The organism is Aquimarina litoralis (assembly GCF_039523995.1).
GTDB lineage: Bacteria > Bacteroidota > Bacteroidia > Flavobacteriales > Flavobacteriaceae > Aquimarina > Aquimarina litoralis.
Genome location: NZ_BAAAGE010000001.1, coordinates 1,436,347 through 1,453,735 on the forward strand (window position 1 = coordinate 1,436,347; position 17,389 = coordinate 1,453,735).

At 34.4% G+C, this 17,389-nt stretch carries 8 protein-coding genes; 3 read left to right on the top strand and 5 right to left on the bottom strand.

The annotated features are described in order from the left end of the window. The first annotated feature begins 53 nt into the window (after positions 1 to 53). The 3 genes from ABD077_RS05850 to ABD077_RS05860 all read left to right on the top strand — a co-directional run bounded on the left by ABD077_RS05850 (position 54) and on the right by ABD077_RS05860 (position 12,824). Positions 54 to 1,955: a BNR-4 repeat-containing protein gene (locus tag ABD077_RS05850; RefSeq protein WP_343911387.1), complete on the top strand. Its 1,902-nt coding sequence runs from the start codon at positions 54 to 56 to the stop codon at positions 1,953 to 1,955. A gap of 718 nt (positions 1,956 to 2,673) precedes the next feature. After that, on the top strand, positions 2,674 to 7,494 hold the full coding sequence (locus ABD077_RS05855) for a carbohydrate-binding protein (RefSeq protein WP_343911389.1): 4,821 nt from the start codon (positions 2,674 to 2,676) through the stop codon (positions 7,492 to 7,494). Positions 7,495 to 8,153: 659 nt separating this feature from the next. After that, on the top strand, positions 8,154 to 12,824 hold the full coding sequence (locus ABD077_RS05860) for a G8 domain-containing protein (protein ID WP_343911391.1): 4,671 nt from the start codon (positions 8,154 to 8,156) through the stop codon (positions 12,822 to 12,824). 156 nt (positions 12,825 to 12,980) lie between these two features. Here ABD077_RS05860 and ABD077_RS05865 read toward each other — a convergent pair whose 3' ends face one another. The 5 genes from ABD077_RS05865 to ABD077_RS05885 are packed head-to-tail and all read right to left on the bottom strand — an operon-like array spanning position 12,981 to position 17,388. Continuing rightward, the gene (locus tag ABD077_RS05865) at positions 12,981 to 14,276 is read right to left on the bottom strand and encodes a TRAP transporter large permease (protein WP_343911393.1); all 1,296 of its coding nucleotides are present in this window, start codon (positions 14,274 to 14,276) and stop codon (positions 12,981 to 12,983) included. Between the two features lie 3 nt (positions 14,277 to 14,279). Next, on the bottom strand, positions 14,280 to 14,747 hold the full coding sequence (locus ABD077_RS05870; RefSeq protein ID WP_343911395.1) for a TRAP transporter small permease: 468 nt from the start codon (positions 14,745 to 14,747) through the stop codon (positions 14,280 to 14,282). Next, positions 14,744 to 15,718, bottom strand: a complete 975-nt coding sequence (locus ABD077_RS05875) for a TRAP transporter substrate-binding protein (protein WP_343911397.1) — start codon at positions 15,716 to 15,718, stop codon at positions 14,744 to 14,746. Before ABD077_RS05875 ends, ABD077_RS05870 begins: the two co-directional genes overlap by 4 nt. Beyond that, entirely contained in the window at positions 15,715 to 16,392 is a 678-nt protein-coding gene (locus ABD077_RS05880) for a beta/alpha barrel domain-containing protein (RefSeq protein ID WP_343911399.1), read from the bottom strand. The genes ABD077_RS05875 and ABD077_RS05880 overlap by 4 nt, the downstream gene beginning before the upstream one ends. Further along, a complete protein-coding gene (locus ABD077_RS05885) occupies positions 16,393 to 17,388 on the bottom strand; it encodes a PfkB family carbohydrate kinase (RefSeq protein WP_343911401.1) in 996 nt (331 codons plus the stop codon). Between the last annotated feature and the right edge of the window lies 1 nt (position 17,389).

Genomic DNA, 17,389 nt, shown 5'->3' on the forward strand with positions numbered 1-17,389 from the left:
CAGAGGGTTTCTTTGTAAAAGGTTTATAGATTTTTAATAAAATATCGTTAACTATGAATCACTTAAAACCAATTATAATAGTGTTTTCTGTTTTATTTATTTGTACTAATAATTTCCTAATAGCACAAGTAAGTTTAGAAAAACATGAAGAACTGAATCAAAACGCTTTGAAGTTTTGGTATGCGGATCCTGATCAATCAGCAGCACGTTTCAACAGAAATATTTCACCTAAGGGGGATTGTTTGCAATTCGTAAATGGGTATCTGTTTTTAACATGGTATAAAGGAGGAATGCAAAACAGAAATTTAATGTTATCCAGACTTCATTTAGAATCTAATACATGGGCTACCATACAATTTCCTGATAAGGTTAGTCTGTATAGTTCTGGTGAAGGAAATTCTCACCGAGTTGCATCATTAGGAGTTTCTCCAATTGATGGAACGATTCATCTAATGTATGATATGCATGCTAGTGAATTAAAATATAGATTCTCAGAAAAGAATATCGCTTTTGCGCCAGATTCGGACTTTACATTAGATAAGTTTTCATCCAGAAGAAATTATTTTAAACCAGGAAATGTAATATCCAGATTTACGTATCCCAATACGGAAGTAAATCAGAATGGTGAATTAATTGTAGAGTACCGTTTAGGAACATCTAGACAAGGAGATAAGTATATTATCCTGTACGATGGAAATTCTTGGTCGGATACTCAATTAGTAATGAGAGGAAACAACGAAAATCCTGAATTTAATCAATATGGAGGATTTAGATATTTTTTTGATCAATTGTATTTAGGATGTTCTGTTCGTATAAAAGGAGACGATGTCGAGTTTAATAAAGGATTTTACTATGCGGCGATTGGAAATAATGGATTGGGAGATACTTGGGAAAATCTCAATGGGCAAAACATTTCTACACCAATTGAAGGACTTACAGAGATGAATAAATTTAAAATTGCAGACCCTTTACCAAATGGAAGCAATGGAATGACTAGTGCTCCCAATTTTGTGGTTTCTAAGAATAAAGCAATTCATTTTACAAATAGAATACCTGGACAAGGAACCGTTCACTACTATACAAAACCGAATTCTGATGAAGTGATCAAAGCTTCAGGAGGTTCTCCACCTGTTAATTTTCCTGGGGATGATGGAAGAGTATATAGCATAGAGGTAAAGACTAATGGAAAAATTCAACTAAGAAGTACCAAAGAAGGTGAAAGTAATTGGCGAACTGATTATACATCTTCTGTAAATGAAGAATTTGATCAAATGGTATACGAGTATGCAAATGGGTATTTACATATTATTGCATCTGAAGAAAGAAATAGTGATCAGTTACCACTGCATTATTTAAAATTGAAACTGGAATCAGTAGATATTCCCAATGAATTACCTATGCTTTCTTTTGTAACACCTACGGAAGATATCGTGTTACAAGAAGGGTATGCTAGTTTTGAAGTAACGGTTGATGCATCTGATATAGATGGAAGTATAAGTAATGTTCAATTATATATTGACGATGATTTTATAAGACAAGAAGTAAATCCACCATATACTTGGGGACAAGGAAATCTCACTGATGAATTATTAGGGTTGTCAGTAGGAGAGCATACTATAAAAGCAATTGCTACTGATAATGATGGTGGAGTCTCAGAAATTTCATTCATATTCATTGTAGAACAGCATATACTTTCTATTGATGAGTTTGAAGAAGTAGAACAAAATGTCAAGATTTATCCAAACCCTGTTAAAGAAAATAAATTAAATATTAAGGGGCTTTCACAAAAGAATATGGTGTTAGAAGTGTATGATGTATTTGGAAAAAAAGTATTCACTCGATCCACCTCTGAAGAAAGTACAATATTAGATCTTTCTGAATTGAGTGCTGGTTTGTATGTCCTTCATATTTCAAGTAATGTAGAGCAAATCAATAAAGTATTTGTAAAAAAATAATGCCAAAAAATGTCTGATAGTTTCGATTATAATCAATTAACACAAACAACTAAATTATTACGTTTTAATAATGATAAAAAAATCTTTAAAGTATATTGAAATTTAAATATTAAATAATTGTTTATCAGTGTTTTGTGATCTTTTAAAGAAAGATTCAATAAAGATAATAGACAATATATTTACTAGTTTAGCTTTATACTTATTAGAGAAGTTCCAGACCTTTTCTAGAATAAAAAAGAGAGTAATTATTAAGAAAAAGTTCATAGAAAAAAGAACTTTCATAGAAGGCTCAAGTTTTCTTTTTTTTGATATAACTCTAAATAGATAAACGAATGTAGTTCGTTTAATATTTAAATATTTTCTTCCCTTAGATCTTTAAATATTTATTCGTTTTAGCGCATCAGTATTTGTACTGAAAATCCTGTGTATAGCAAGGATTAAAATAAGATATGTCATCGATTCATTTGTAATTGAAGACATTAAAAGAATATAAAGAAGAATAGTATGAAAGTATTTCTATGATCAAAAGTAAATGTACATCATTACTCAGTTTTTTTGAGTGATGAGATATATCTATAGGATATAAGTCTAATAATGAAACTCTCAATTAACCAAAATACTCTTATTAATGAACCTTATTAAATTAACCTAACACAAACTCACAATGAAAAATCGTAAACGCACAACTAGGTATAAGCATCTTTACACATTGCTTATAATGATGTTACTATGTATGGGAATAAGTAATGGTTTTGCTAATACACCAAAGAATACTAAACCCAATAAAGTATCTTCTTCTTATGATTGTGTTCCACCAACAACTAGCTTAGCAACTATTAGTCCTGTACAATCAGGTTTCTGGAATCAAGGATCTACGTGGCCTAATGGTGTTGCTCCCACATCAAATGATGATGTTGTAGTGCCTCCAGGTATAGATTTAGTTATGGTAGGAACCTGTAGAGCAAGAAATATCAATGTACAAGGGAAATTAAGTGCTGTTAATTGGCAAGCTGGAGGAGCGTGGATCGATTTAGAAGCGCGAAGCATTATGGTTGCCAATGGCGGTTATATGGAAGTTGGAACTGAAGCACAACCTTATCATGCTAGTAGAAATGCTAATGGAATTAGTTGTCAGATCACACTTACGGGTACCAAAGTAGTTAATGCAGCTGCATCTTATAAAGCCATTATGGTTATGGGTGGTGGTCGTCTAGAATTACATGGAAAGAAAAGAATGAGTTGGACAAATATTGCAACTACAGCTAATCAAGGAGCCCAGCAAATTACATTGAAAGAAGCTGTAGACTGGGAAGTAGGAGATCAAATTGCATTAACTGCTACAGGATTAGCAAGCTCTCAGTCGAAAGCTTGGAACAATGTTGACGAAGCTCGAATAACTGCGATTAGCGGAAATAGAAGAACACTTACATTAGCATCCCCACTGCAATTTACACATATCGGTGGATCTAGGACATACACAAGAGCGCGAGATGGTAAGACCTGGGATGTTAATATTCAGGCTGAAGTTGGTCTGCTGACACACTATATCAAGATTCAAGGAAAAATGGATGCTAATAATGAGCAAACTGGATTTGGAGGTCATATTATGTTGATGAAAAATTCTATCGCTCATGCAGAAAACGTTGAATTATATAAAATGGGCCAAAAAGGAGTTTTGGGAAGATACCCATTTCATTGGCATTTAAATGAAGATAAAGCACAAGGAAGTTATTTTAGAAATAGTAGTGTACACAAATCATTTAATAGAGCCGTAACTATTCACGGTACTGATTATGTAACTGTAGATGGGATATTTGCCTATGATCAAATAGGGCACGGAATCTTTTTAGAAGATGGTGCAGAACGTTTTAACACCATTAAGAATAATGTAGTTTTTGTAACAAGAAGGCCAAAACCAGGAGAACAATTAACACCTTCAGATAATGAAGCAAACGAGCCCCAAAATAGAACTCCAGCTTCTTATTGGATTACGAATCCGAATAATTACTTCGAGAATAATGTAGCTGCAGGTACAGAAGGGACAGGATTTTGGTTTGCTTTTCCAGAAAGACCGATGTTTGATTCTGGAGACTTAGCCTATTATCAGGGTTTAAATCCTTCAAAAGAACCTTTAGGAAGTTTTGATGGTTTCGTAGCGCATACTTGTATGACTGGTTGGGACGTTTTTGACAGATTAAACCCTAATCATTCTTTAAAAAAGAATTTTGGATGGGATGTAAACACCAGACAATTAATTAAAGATGGTCTGATGTACGGAAATGATCAGGCATTATACAGTGGATTGGGAGTAGGAGGTACTAATGAGAATACAGTTTTTTATAATTGTGCTTTTAGTGATAATAAAACAGTTTCTATGCTTGCTGGAGATCTAACTATAGAAAATAGTTTGTTTAATGTAGATACAGATCTTGGAGTATTCAATGGAGTACGAGAATTCTTTAGGTTTTATGATGGGCCAGGAAGACATATCGATTGTCATTTCGAAGGATGGAATCGATCTAATGCAGAAATGATTAAGCAAATTACAGGAGGAGGAGCCACAGAGAATTTTAACCCTACGTTCCGTGGAACTACAAAAGGGTTTTCAGAACCGTTCCCATTTAGATTTTTTCCTTTACCAAATACAGATAATACTCGCGCCAGAAAAGTGGGACAGTTCTTCAAAGACTATGATGGAGGATTAACAGGGAAAGCAAATACAACGCTTATTAGAGATATAGCATTCCTCAGAGATGGACACGAATACAGGCATCCTTCTTGGAGAAATGCTGCGAGATCTGATTATTTCTTCGCTGGATTATGGCTTGCAGGGATTAATTCCAGTGGAACCCGAATATCAGTAGTCCGTTCAAAACCTGGAACAGAAAATGTTTGTTTCTACGAATCTGGAAATGCATCTTCAGGTACGTATAAGTTTCCCACTATCGTTAATGAAGGCTTTAGGTATACCTATTATCTAGATAGAGCACCATCAAATAAAAGCATTCATCTCATTTGGAATAGAGGAGATGCTGGTGATTTAGGATTTGTAGTTTTTAAGGGACTTGGAAAACTAGGTAATTTTAGAGCAAGGGGGCATAATTTTAATTTACCACGTCTAAATTCTATTGTTGCGGTAGAAAATGCAACCGATAATTCTTATTTCATAGCAGGTAACGGTGATGTATATCTTAAACTTAGAAATTTAGGAGGAGATGATAGATCTAATATTTTCTTCAATTGGGATAATAACGGAAGCTTTCAACCAGCAAATCTACCATGTACTACAAATGATCTAGATGGAGTAACTGCAATGGATAGTGATGGTGATGGCAGACCAGATATTGTAGAAACAGATACTTGTGGAAACCCAAATAATGCATCTGATTTAAACTTTGAGTTTAGTAATACAGATGAGAGTTTTCAACGATTTAATACAGCTGCGGCAAATACAAGTAGTGATCAATTTTGGTTAATTAGAGCAGATAACTCCAATGATCCTTATATCGTTAGGAATGGTTTGAAATTTAGTGGAAATCAGGTGCCGCAGTTAAAAATTAGAGCAAAATCTGAAGCTGCTGGTACTTTTCAGCTGTTTTGGGCAACTACGGATCAACCGAATTTCGCTGCTGCTAGATCGGTAACAATTGCTCCGCAAACAACTAACGTATTCGAAGAACTTGTATTTGACATGAGTAATCTGAATACATGGATGGGAAAAACAATTACCAAAATTCGTTTGGATTTTCCACCAGATGCTTCTGCGCCTAGACATACTTGGATAGATTATATACATGGACCCGATGCCTCCAATGCTCCATGTAATAATACTCCAGAGATAACTTTTACAAGTCCATTAAATGACCAGTTTATAGCAGGAGATGATGTTGGTGTTGTAGTTGGAGTTACCAATGGAAATATTGCTAACATCAGACTTTATCTAAATGATATTTTGGTAAGACAAGAAAATGCAGCACCGTACGAATGGGGAAGTGCGAATCCAGGTGCTAATGATACTGCCTTATTAAATTTAGCAGCTGGGACCTATGAGTTAAAAGCAGTAGCGACAGCTACAAACGGTACAAGTACTACGGAAATTAAGACGATTACTGTAATTGATCTAACATGTGATATCATACCATATGTAAATATCAATAATACGGGTTGGGAATCTGTAGATATGGCTAGTGCAAATGTAGGTGATACGGTTTGGTTTGGTCCTCAATCTGAAGAATTTGGACCCACATCAAACGGTTGGTCCTGGACAGGTCCAAATAATTTTAGTCATAATGATAGAGGATTGTTATTGTCGAATGTTCAGTTAGATCAAGCAGGTACATATATCGTTACAAATATTGATGTGAATGGTTGTACGGCCTCAAAAAGTTTCACGCTTAATGTTGAAGAAGATGTAAGTGCGATTGCTATTCCTGGGAATTTTGAAGCTGAAGATTATATTAATATATCAGGAAGTGTACGAATAGAAAATACACCAGGTGGAGGAGAGAACGTTGGATTTATCCTTAACAGTGATTACACAGAGTATGAAATCGATGTGGTTGATTCCGGAACATATGAAATTACTGCTTTTGCTTCTAGTGCTACAGAAGGAGGTAGTATCCAAATTTACACTAATAATACATTGAAAGGAATGATTCAAATTCCTGGTAATGCAAATTGGCATTCATATCAAGCCTACACCAGTTCTATAGCGATGTCTAGCGGGATTCAAACATTACGATTATCATATACAGGAGGAGGTAATTACTTATTTAATGTAGATAGAGTTGAAGTTACAAAACCAACTCAGATAGAAACTACTACCACATTATCAGCAATACATGATGCTTATCTAGATAATGGTATCCGTTTTAATAATAACATGGTGAGACTAGAAAATGGAAGACGTACCGGATATTTAATGTTTGATATATCTGGAATTAATGGAGAGATAGTAAGTGCGGAATTAGAATTTGAAGTATTTGGAGATGCTGGTAATGGAGCAGTTATTATTCAGGAAGGTACACATAGTAATTGGACGGAGGCAAATCTTTCCAATCAGAACAAACCAACTAAGAAATCACAGACAATAGGATCGAGAACAGGTACTTATACCATTGGCTCTATGATCACGGTGCCACTGGAACTTTCTAAGACTACTAGTAATAGAGTAAGTCTAATACTAGAAATGAATGGCGGAAATGATTTTGCTTTTGGATCTAAAGAAAATGGAACAACTGGAGCTCCAAAATTGGTAATTACGTATTTAGATAATAAAAACTCTGAAGGAACACAAGGCACACCTGTGTTATATCCGAATCCAGTGAGAAACATTCTAAGTATGTCTCAAGCAAATTTTACTAAAACTGTAAAAGTGTATGATATGCTTGGAGCAGAAAAAATGAATGTTTCTTTGGGGGAAAACGATAATGAACTTGATTTAGGTCGATTATCCAAAGGAATATATATGGTACGAATTATTGATCTAAATAATCGTAGAGCAGAACCTATGTTATATAAAGTTGTAAAATCGGATTAGTAAAAGTGAATGTAGCCTTTAGACTATAATTCTATTAAAAAACCAAATCGCATATAAAGCGGTTTGGTTTTCTATACAAGGAATGTTATATCAATACGTTTAAATAGACCAATAAAATGTGAAAGTTTATAATGTAAGATCCATTAAATATCTCTTGGACTTAAACCAATCATTATTTACTAACTTATTAGAGGTAATATTATATGATAATTGTATCTCTATTATCTTTTGTCGAATAATATCTACTAAAACAAGAAAAAATAGTTTCAAGTATAGAAGAAATTCCAGACGTTTCTTCTTTAAACATGAATTTACATTGTATCACTTTATAGAATTTATTTAATACAGATCTTATTTGCAAGTCTTTCCATTGTATTAAGATCCTGATTAATTTTCTTTATCGTGAAGAAAACAGTTCAATTGTATTTGTTTTAATGTTCCTTCTCCTCTAGGACCTTTAACACTTTATTTTAAACATAAGATGTTTTCATTTTTTCAGGTTTCAATTAGTTGTCTGCAACATAATTGTATAGGATTTAATTGTCTATGACTTATTAATGTAAATAAAATATAAAATGTAAATATGGTTTCATATGCATATATGAAGATTATCAAATAAAACAATATAATTCTTTTAACCACTAAAATTAAACTAACTAATGAAAAAGCGTAAATACATACCAAAAAAACAACGTTTTTGTACGTTTGTTGTAATGATGTTTTTGTTCGTGGGAATTGGCAATATTTTTGCTCATACTCCTAGAAAGAATACCATTAAAAAGGTGACATCTTCTTATGATTGTCTACCTCCTTTAAATTTAGCCACCATACAACCAATACAATCTGGAGCATGGAATCAAGATAGTACCTGGCAAAATGGTATACGACCAACTTCAGGTGATGATGTGGTAGTGCCAGAAGGAATGACACTTACACTAATTGGAAACTGTAATGCCAGAAGTATTAGAGTAAACGGAACTTTAAGAGCTTATAACCATCAAACTCAGGGAACTTGGTTCAACCTAACGACCAAATATATTATGGTAATGGGGCAAAATGCATTAATGGAAATTGGCACAAAGGATCAACCCTATATCAGTACGGAAGGAGGTGTTATTACCTTAACCGGAACCAATAGAAATGAATTAATCCCAGGAACTCTTGTTAATTCTAAGGCTATTATGGTAATGGGTGGTGCTACTATGAATTTACACGGTAATCCAAAAAAATCTTGGGTAAAAATAGGTGCCCAAACACCTGTTGGTTCTACATCAATTACGCTTGCAGAAGGTGTGGATTGGGAAGTAGGTGATACAGTAGTTATCACGTCTAACAGATTAAATCCTGAGGAGGCAGAAGAAAGAATGATAACTGGGGTCTCCCCTAATGGAAGAACAATTTCATTTGCACAAGGGTTACAATACCCTAGAATGGGAGAGTTACAAACATATTCTAATGGATCCAGAAGTTGGACAATGGATACAAGAGTTGAAGTAGGGTTGTTAAGCAGAAATATTACTATACAAGGTGGTAATGATACTACAGATGCCAATAGATATGGTGCGCATGTTATGATAATGAATGGATCTGTTGGAAATGCTGATAATGTTGAATTCTTCAGAATGGGACAAGGAGGAACCTTAGCTAGATATCCTTGGCACTGGCACTTATTAGGGGAGTCTGGTACAGGACAGTATATCAGTAACTGTAGTATTCGAAAAAGTTACAACAGAGCAATTACAGTTCATGGTACCTGGGGTACTTTAGTGGATAATAATGTTGCGTATGACCATAGAGGGCATGGAATCTTTTTGGAAGATGGCTCAGAGATTAATAATGTGTTTTCAAATAATTTGGTCTTGCTATCCAGAAAACCGCTTGCTCAAGATAAATTATTAGATTCTGATTTTGATTTTTCTCAGAACCAAAATGCTTCTCCTTCTGCTTTTTGGATTACCAATCCCTACAACACCTTTATTAATAATATCGTTGCAGGTACAGAGGGTACGGCCTATTGGTTTGCTTTTCCAGACAAACCCACAGGCTTATCTGAAAGTTTACCTGCTCTTGCAGATTTAAGACCACGTCAAACCGAGTTTGGTGAATTTTCTGGAAATACTGTCCATAGTACGTTTTCAGGATTTGATATTAATGATGCACTTACAAATAGTCATAGCCTAAGAACTAATGTTGGGTTCAGCATCAATAGTCCATTTATTGTAAGAGATTTTACGGCCTTTAGTAATAACTTAAATATATATGCTGGTATTGGTAGTGTTTTAGAAGATATCATTTTTGAAAATGCGACCTTATCTGATGCAAGATTTCATACGATGGTAGCTACCAGATTAACGGTTCAAAATTCATTACTTATATCTGATACAGGTAATGGCATCTTCTCCTCAAACCAGCAAAAATCCCTAAACCTTTTGTATGATGGTGCGATCAGAATGTATGATTCCCATTTGGTGAATTGGAATAGATCTGACAGCTCTATATTTGATAATAACGGAGCAGGATCTAAATTCTCTAATCACTTATTGCGCGGTATCACCTATAACCATGAAGGAACTGCAAACGTGAACATTGCCCATCAACATAGACCTCCTACAACAAATTCTGCTAATTGTATGCAAACTTGGAGTAATGTTATTAGAGATTTGGACGGCTCTGTAACACGTACAGGTGTACCAAGTACATTACTTAGTCAAAACGGTTTTATGTTACTTGATGGCTCCTACCAGCCTTATAACTGGAATGGACTTCATAGTACTCCAGAATCTTTTGTGACGATGAGGGTTGGTAACGATGTAAACAGCACCATTACTAGAAAGAGGGAGGGATGTGATATCTCTAAATCTATTCAAATGAACCCTTGTGCAGTAGGTCCTAATTCGAATTTTCACTTGACAGTTGATGATGCACAAAACAAATATGAGCAATCTATATACTATAATAGTCTTGTTGGCAATAATATGGAAATAAAAATGTATAATGATCAGTTAGCCGGTAGAGAAGTAACCGTTCGTTTTAAAGGTTTTGGAAACCTGAATGGAATAAGAATGGATGGAATAGCTCAGAGTAGTAGCGTTAATGATGTGAAAAATTCCAACACTACTGCTTATACAAGAAATAACGGTGATTTATATATAAAATTTGTACTAAGTAACAAACTGAGATATACTCAGTACATGGTTAGATGGAATTCAGGTAATTTACCTAATTTTAATATCTATAATTCAGAACCTGATTTGATGAATGCCTACGTTACCACATCTAATCAATCAGGTTGTAATGCAAGAGCTACTTTTCATATTGATAACAATCCCAATCGTACGAACGTAGAAATAAGTTTAGACGGAGGAAAAACTTATTCCCAAACGATTAATGATAATGTAGGTAATAGAAGTTTTAATAACGTTCCAGTCGGTACTTTGATTTATGCAAGATGGGCTGGGCAATCCTGTGGTATACCTGTCGGTATGGTAAGGAATAATAATAAAAATGCTGATTGTGACAGCAATATTCCGGTAGAAAACAATCCACCATCTGTTAGTTTTCAAAGTCCAAGTAGTGATCAGTTTGATGAAGGAGCGGATTTAGGTGTAGTAGTTAATGCATCAGATAATGATGGTACTATAACTAATGTTAGATTATATATCAATGACGTTTTAGTACGACAAGAAAATGGAGCTCCTTATGAGTGGGGAACTGCAAATGCAGGTAATGAAGATACTTTATTACTCAACTTGTCTGCTGGTAATTATACCTTAAGAGCAGTAGCAACTGATAATAGTGGTGCAAGCACCACCATTACGGAAACTATTTACGTTTCAGGAGAAAATCAATCCCCAATAGTAACGTTTACAAGTCCTGTGAATACATCATTTGACGTGGGAGAAAATCTTGGTGTAGTGATTGATGCATCTGATAGTGATGGTTCTATTGCAAATGTTAGATTATTTATCAATGATGAATTTGTACGTCAGGAAAATGTAGTTCCTTATGAGTGGGGAACTGCAAATGTAGGTATTGAAGACCCCTTATTACTCAACTTGGTGGTTGGTAGTTATACCTTAAGAGCAGTAGCTACTGATAACAGTGGAGCGACAGCAACTGCTATAAAGAACATTACCGTAGTGGATTCAAATCCCGATCCTGATACAGGTTGTGTAGTATCAAATCTTAAATTCGATTTTAACGGAACCGACGAAGGTTTTACAAGACAAAATATTGCCGCGCACAATACCTCAAATGATACGTATTGGTTATTACGAGCGGATTATTCTAACGATCCATACATTATCAAAAATGGATTAAGTTTTCAAGGAAATCAAGTGCCTAAATTCCGTGTTAGAGCTAAATCAGAAGCAAGTGGTATGTTTCAATTATTTTGGACTACAACAGATCAACCTAATTTTGCACAAGCACGTTCAGTGATAGTAGCACCACAAACTACCAATGTGTATGAGGAGCTGATCTTTGACATGAGTGGTTTCAATACATGGATGGGAAAAACAATTACAGCGATACGTTTGGATTTCCCGACTGATGTAACTGCTCCTAGACATACGTTTATTGATTATATACATGGAACATCAAATGAACCATGTGATGACGGTGACAACCCTATTGAAGGAAATACTATCGTTCACATACGTAAGCGTAATGCTATCAATTTCGCCCTGGATGGTGGTAATGGTGGAGCTCCTAATAATAATGTGATTTTATATGCTGCCAATCCTAATAATGTAAACCAGCAATGGATAGAAATAGATCGTGGGAATGGCTATTATTCATACCAAAAAGTAAATACTGATTTATGTATGGATGGTGGAAATAATGGAGCATTACGTCAAAACATAATTCTATGGAACTGTCAAAATAACAATCAGAATCAGCATTGGAGAAAGGTGAAGATCTCTGGGGATATGTATCGTTTGGAAAAACGAAACTCTAGTGGATTCTCAATAGATGGAGATTTTGGAGGAGCTAATGGAAGGGCTACCTATCTATGGACTAACAGTAATAGTAATCAAAATCAACATTGGATTTTTGAGGTGTTAGATGAGGATAAAACCCCAATAGAAGATCAGGAGTTGAGACTTTACCCTAATCCAGTTCAGAACACTTTATTTATTTCTGGAAATACAGCTGGAAAAGTAGTTACAGTATATGACGTATTAGGAGCTGTTAAAATTAAAAAGGAATTAACAGAAGGAGAAAATATTATTTCTATGGAACCTTTTTCTGCTGGGCTATATTTAGTTAAAATAATAGATTTTGATAATAGTTCAAATACTAAAACTTTTAAAGTTGCTAAAAAATAGGTTGTTTTTCTTAGATAAATAATGGATGATTAGAATTATTGATCTAAAAAACTCAAATGCTACAAAAAAGTGGTAAAACAGATGAATAGAACGATAACGGACCTTTTAGTAATTCTCTAAGAGGTCCGTTACTTTATAAAAAGTGTACAATTAGGTTTAAAGATCAAATGCTTGTGGTAACCATAGACTTAATTCTGGTATATAGGTGATCATTACCAGAACAAGTATCATAATAAGAAATAGGGGCATTAAAGGCCTAATTACTTTCTGAATACTTAATTCTGCAACACTACATCCTACAAAAAGAACAGAGCCAACGGGAGGCGTACATAGCCCAATACATAGATTTAGTATCATGACAATGCTAAAATGAATAGGATTCATTCCTAAATCGGTTACAATAGGTAAAAATATTGGTGTAAAAATTAGTACCGCTGGAGTCATATCCATAAATACTCCCACAAACAATAAAATAAGATTGATAAGGATTAATATAACAATCGGATTATCACTAACAGAAAGTAATGCATTACTAATTTCCTGTGGAATATTTTCATAAGACATTACCCAAGACATAGCAATGGAAGTAGCAATTAATAATAATACAATTGATGAGGTTTTAATCGTTTCTAGTAATATCAATGGAATACTTTTAAATGTAATTTCCTTGTAAACCAATGCTAAAATAAACGTATAGATCACTGCAATTGCAGATGCTTCGGTAGCTGTAAAAATCCCAGCAACAATACCTCCAATAACTACTACTAATAATAAAAGGCTGGGTAATGCATCTAAAAATCTCTTGAAAAAAGTAGCAATACTGACTAATTTTTCAGTGGGATATTTTTTGATAATCGAATAAATTCCTGCCACTAACATTAGGGCAAAGCCAATAAGTAATCCAGGGATATATCCAGCTACAAATAAAGCAGCTATAGAAACTCCACCGCTGGCAAGTGAATATATGATTAATACATTACTTGGTGGAATTAATAAACCTGTCGTAGAACTTGTGATATTCACCGCAGCACTAAAAGATTTGTCATATCCTTCTTTTTCCATCATCGGATTCATAAACCCTCCAATAGCAGAAGCAGCTGCTACTGCAGAACCAGAAATGGCACCAAAAAGCATACATGCAAATATATTTACAAAGGCTAATCCACCTGGTAAAGGTCCTACAATGGCTTTCGCAAAATTAATAAGCCTTACCGCAATACCTCCTCTGTTCATAATTTGTCCAGCTAATATAAAGAACGGAATAGCAGAGAGAGTAAAACTATCTAGTGATGTCGCCATGCGCTGTGCTAATGTAGTAACCGATGGCATAAAGGGCATTGCAACTATCAATGTAAATAATCCTGAAAGCCCAATAGCATATGCTACAGGAACTCGAATCGATAGTAGTACCAGAAAACTTAATGTTAAGATTAAAACTTCAGTATAATTCATAAACTATTTTTTAAGAGCTCTTTTTTGTAGCAAAATTTCCAAAGAATAATAACAAACCAATAAACCACTTAGTGGAATAACCAGATATATAATCCCTAAAGGAATCTCCAGCGTAGCTGATTTTTGTTGAAATACAAAAGTTAACCAACACAGTCTTGCACCACCAATTACCATTACCAGAAAACCAAAGACAAATACTGCTATTTGTATAATCCCGTCGTAGAATAGTTGTTTTTTAGCAATGATGCGAGATGGAATTAAATCTATAGCTAAGTGCAGCCGTTTCCCTGTAGCATATGCAGCTCCTAACAATCCTAACCAGATCAGTGAAAAACTAGAAATTTCATCAGTGATCGTACTTGGTGATTGTAATAAAAACCTTGAAAAAACCTGCCAGATGACACTAAATAGCATTACCAAGAATAATAAAACCAATGCTTTTTCTAAAACCGTATCTATTATCTTTTTCATTGATTTGTGTTTTTGATATTGTGTATAAGAGATACTATTTCTGGGCGATCACTAAACATAGTTTGAATACTTTTAGTGTTTTCTTGAAACGGGACTTTATCAGGTGTAATAATTTCCACACCAGCTTTAGTAATAACATCTAAGGATTCTTTCTCTGAAGCGGCCCATAATTTTCGTTGTTCTATAGTGGATTCTCTGGCAGCTTCTTTTAGCCATTTTTGTTCCTGTTCAGATAATCGTTCCCAAGTATCTAAACCAATCAATAGCACATCCGGAACCGAAGTATGCTGATCCAAGCTAAAGTATTTACATATTTCATAATGCTTAGAGGTATAAAAGCTAGGAAGATTATTTTCTGCACCATCGACAACACCTTGTTGTAATGCGGTATATAATTCTCCCCACGAAATTGGAGTTGGAGATCCGCCTAAGGAATTCACCATAGCAATTGCCATATTACTTTTCTGGACTCTTATTTTAAGCCCTTCAAGATCTGTAGGAGTGTTAATGGGTTTTTCTTTGGTATAAAAACTTCGGCTACCAGCATCGTAGAACGTGAGTCCTCTTAGTCTAAATTTATCACCTTTGGTGAGCATCTCATCACCAATAGCACTATCAAAAACATCAAAAGCATGTTTTCTATCTCTAAATAGATAAGGAATGCTGAACACTTTATATTCTGTTATAAAATTTTCTAAAACAGCGGCAGAAACCTTGGTGATGTCTAAACTACCTATTTGTAATAGTTCTAGACATTCTCTTTCAGCACCAAGTTGACCACTTGGATATAACTTAACTTGTAGGGCTCCATTGGACTTTTTTTCAAGTTTTTCTCCCAAAATAACCATTGCTTTATGCACCGGATGTTTTGTGTCCAAAGTATGAGCTAGCCTAAGAACTTTGATCTCTTTTTCTGTGGAACATGATATTAACAAAACCAAACCAGTAAAAAATAAAATTAATTCCTTCATTTCCATAGACTTTGATTTTTTATTGATTGTATATGCTGTATCACTTGTTTGATATCACTAGTAAGTTTTGTGAAGTTTTGTTTTTTGATATCATTTTTATCAAAAAGTTGAGATCCCATTCCTACACAGCTCACTCCAGAATCAAACCATAGTTTCAAATTTTCTAATGTAGGCTGCACGCCTCCTGTGGGCATTATTTTTATTTGCGGCAAAACAGATTTTACTGCTTTTATGAAATCCGAACCTAAAACGTTACCTGGAAAAGCTTTGATAAGTTTTGCTCCATATTGGTGGGCAGTATATACTTCGGTGATGGTGGCACATCCAGGAATGGATAATAAGTCTATTTCATTGCAAAAATTAATAACTTCTGGAATCAAAGCAGGTGAGACAATGAAATCTGTTTTAGCATCTATAAATTGTTGTGCTTGAGCTTTACTAAATATGGTTCCAATACCTAAAAGTAAATCTTCATATTTAGTTGCGTATTGCTTTAATTCGGTAAATACATTAAGAGCTTCGATATCTCTATTCGTAAATTCGAATACCCTAATGCCAGCATCATACGAAGCGTCCAATACTTTTTTAGAAATTTCAATATCAGAATGATTAAAAACAGGAATGACACCCACTTTTTCCATTGTAGAAATTATATGTTCTTTTGTGTAATTCATTTATCGTAATAATCGTCCAATATTGTTACCATTTACTATTTGTTCAACTTCCTCTACGGAAACTAAATTAGCATCACCAGTAATTCCATGTTTTAATACTGATGATGCTAATGCAAACTCTAAAGCTTCCGTATTCTCTTTGTGTATTAACCCATAAATTAGTCCAGCCATAAATGCATCTCCACCACCAATTCTATCTACGATACTTTGCATATCATAGGTTTGAGAAGTGTATAGTGTATTGTTTTTCCAAAGCACAGCCGATAATTTATTATGAGAAGCAGAAATAGTTTCTCTGTGTGTATTGGATATCGTATGAATGTTAGGATATTGTTTTTGAATTTTTTTACAAGCTTCTTCATAGTTATCCGCAGAAATGTTCAAACAGTTTTTGAAATCTGTTAAACCTCCAACAATCACATTACTTTTACTTATTAGATCTGGCATAATGTCTAAAGGTGATTTTCCATATTGCCAAAGATTTCTACGATAATTAATATCACCACTGATAGTAATTCCTAGTTCTTGCGCTGTGGTAATAGCATTTAAACATATTTGTGCAGCAGAAGCAGAAATTGCAGGAGTAATTCCTGTCCAATGAAACCAATTTGCATCTTTAAGAATTTCGTTCCAGTCAAATAACGAAGGCTCTAATTGAGAAAATGAAGAATGAAATCGATCATAAATAATTTTTGAAGATCGTTGCATGACGCCATGTTCTAGAAAGTATAAACCCATTCGACCTTCAATGAATTTGATATAATCTGTATGAATTCCAGATTTTTTTAAATACGCATTGGCTGTTTTTCCAATTGCATTATTAGGAAATCCAGTGATATGGTAAGTAGATACATCCCATCTCGCTAAAGATGCGGCAACATTGGCTTCTGTACCACCAAAATTAATATTGTACGAGTTCGATTGTTCGAATCGTTCATGGGATGCTGTGGTAAGACGCATCAGTACTTCTCCAAATGTTACTACCCGTTTGCTCATA

Excerpts from the sequence above, each read along its gene's own strand:
- ABD077_RS05850 (WP_343911387.1), top strand. The coding sequence starts at position 54 with ATGAATCACTTAAAACCAATTATAATAGTGTTTTCTGTTTTATTTATT.
- ABD077_RS05855 (WP_343911389.1), top strand. The coding sequence starts at position 2,674 with ATGATGTTACTATGTATGGGAATAAGTAATGGTTTTGCTAATACACCA.
- ABD077_RS05860 (WP_343911391.1), top strand. The coding sequence starts at position 8,154 with ATGAAAAAGCGTAAATACATACCAAAAAAACAACGTTTTTGTACGTTT.
- ABD077_RS05865 (WP_343911393.1), bottom strand. The coding sequence starts at position 14,276 with ATGAATTATACTGAAGTTTTAATCTTAACATTAAGTTTTCTGGTACTA.
- ABD077_RS05870 (WP_343911395.1), bottom strand. The coding sequence starts at position 14,747 with ATGAAAAAGATAATAGATACGGTTTTAGAAAAAGCATTGGTTTTATTA.
- ABD077_RS05875 (WP_343911397.1), bottom strand. The coding sequence starts at position 15,718 with ATGAAGGAATTAATTTTATTTTTTACTGGTTTGGTTTTGTTAATATCA.
- ABD077_RS05880 (WP_343911399.1), bottom strand. The coding sequence starts at position 16,392 with ATGAATTACACAAAAGAACATATAATTTCTACAATGGAAAAAGTGGGT.
- ABD077_RS05885 (WP_343911401.1), bottom strand. The coding sequence starts at position 17,388 with ATGAGCAAACGGGTAGTAACATTTGGAGAAGTACTGATGCGTCTTACC.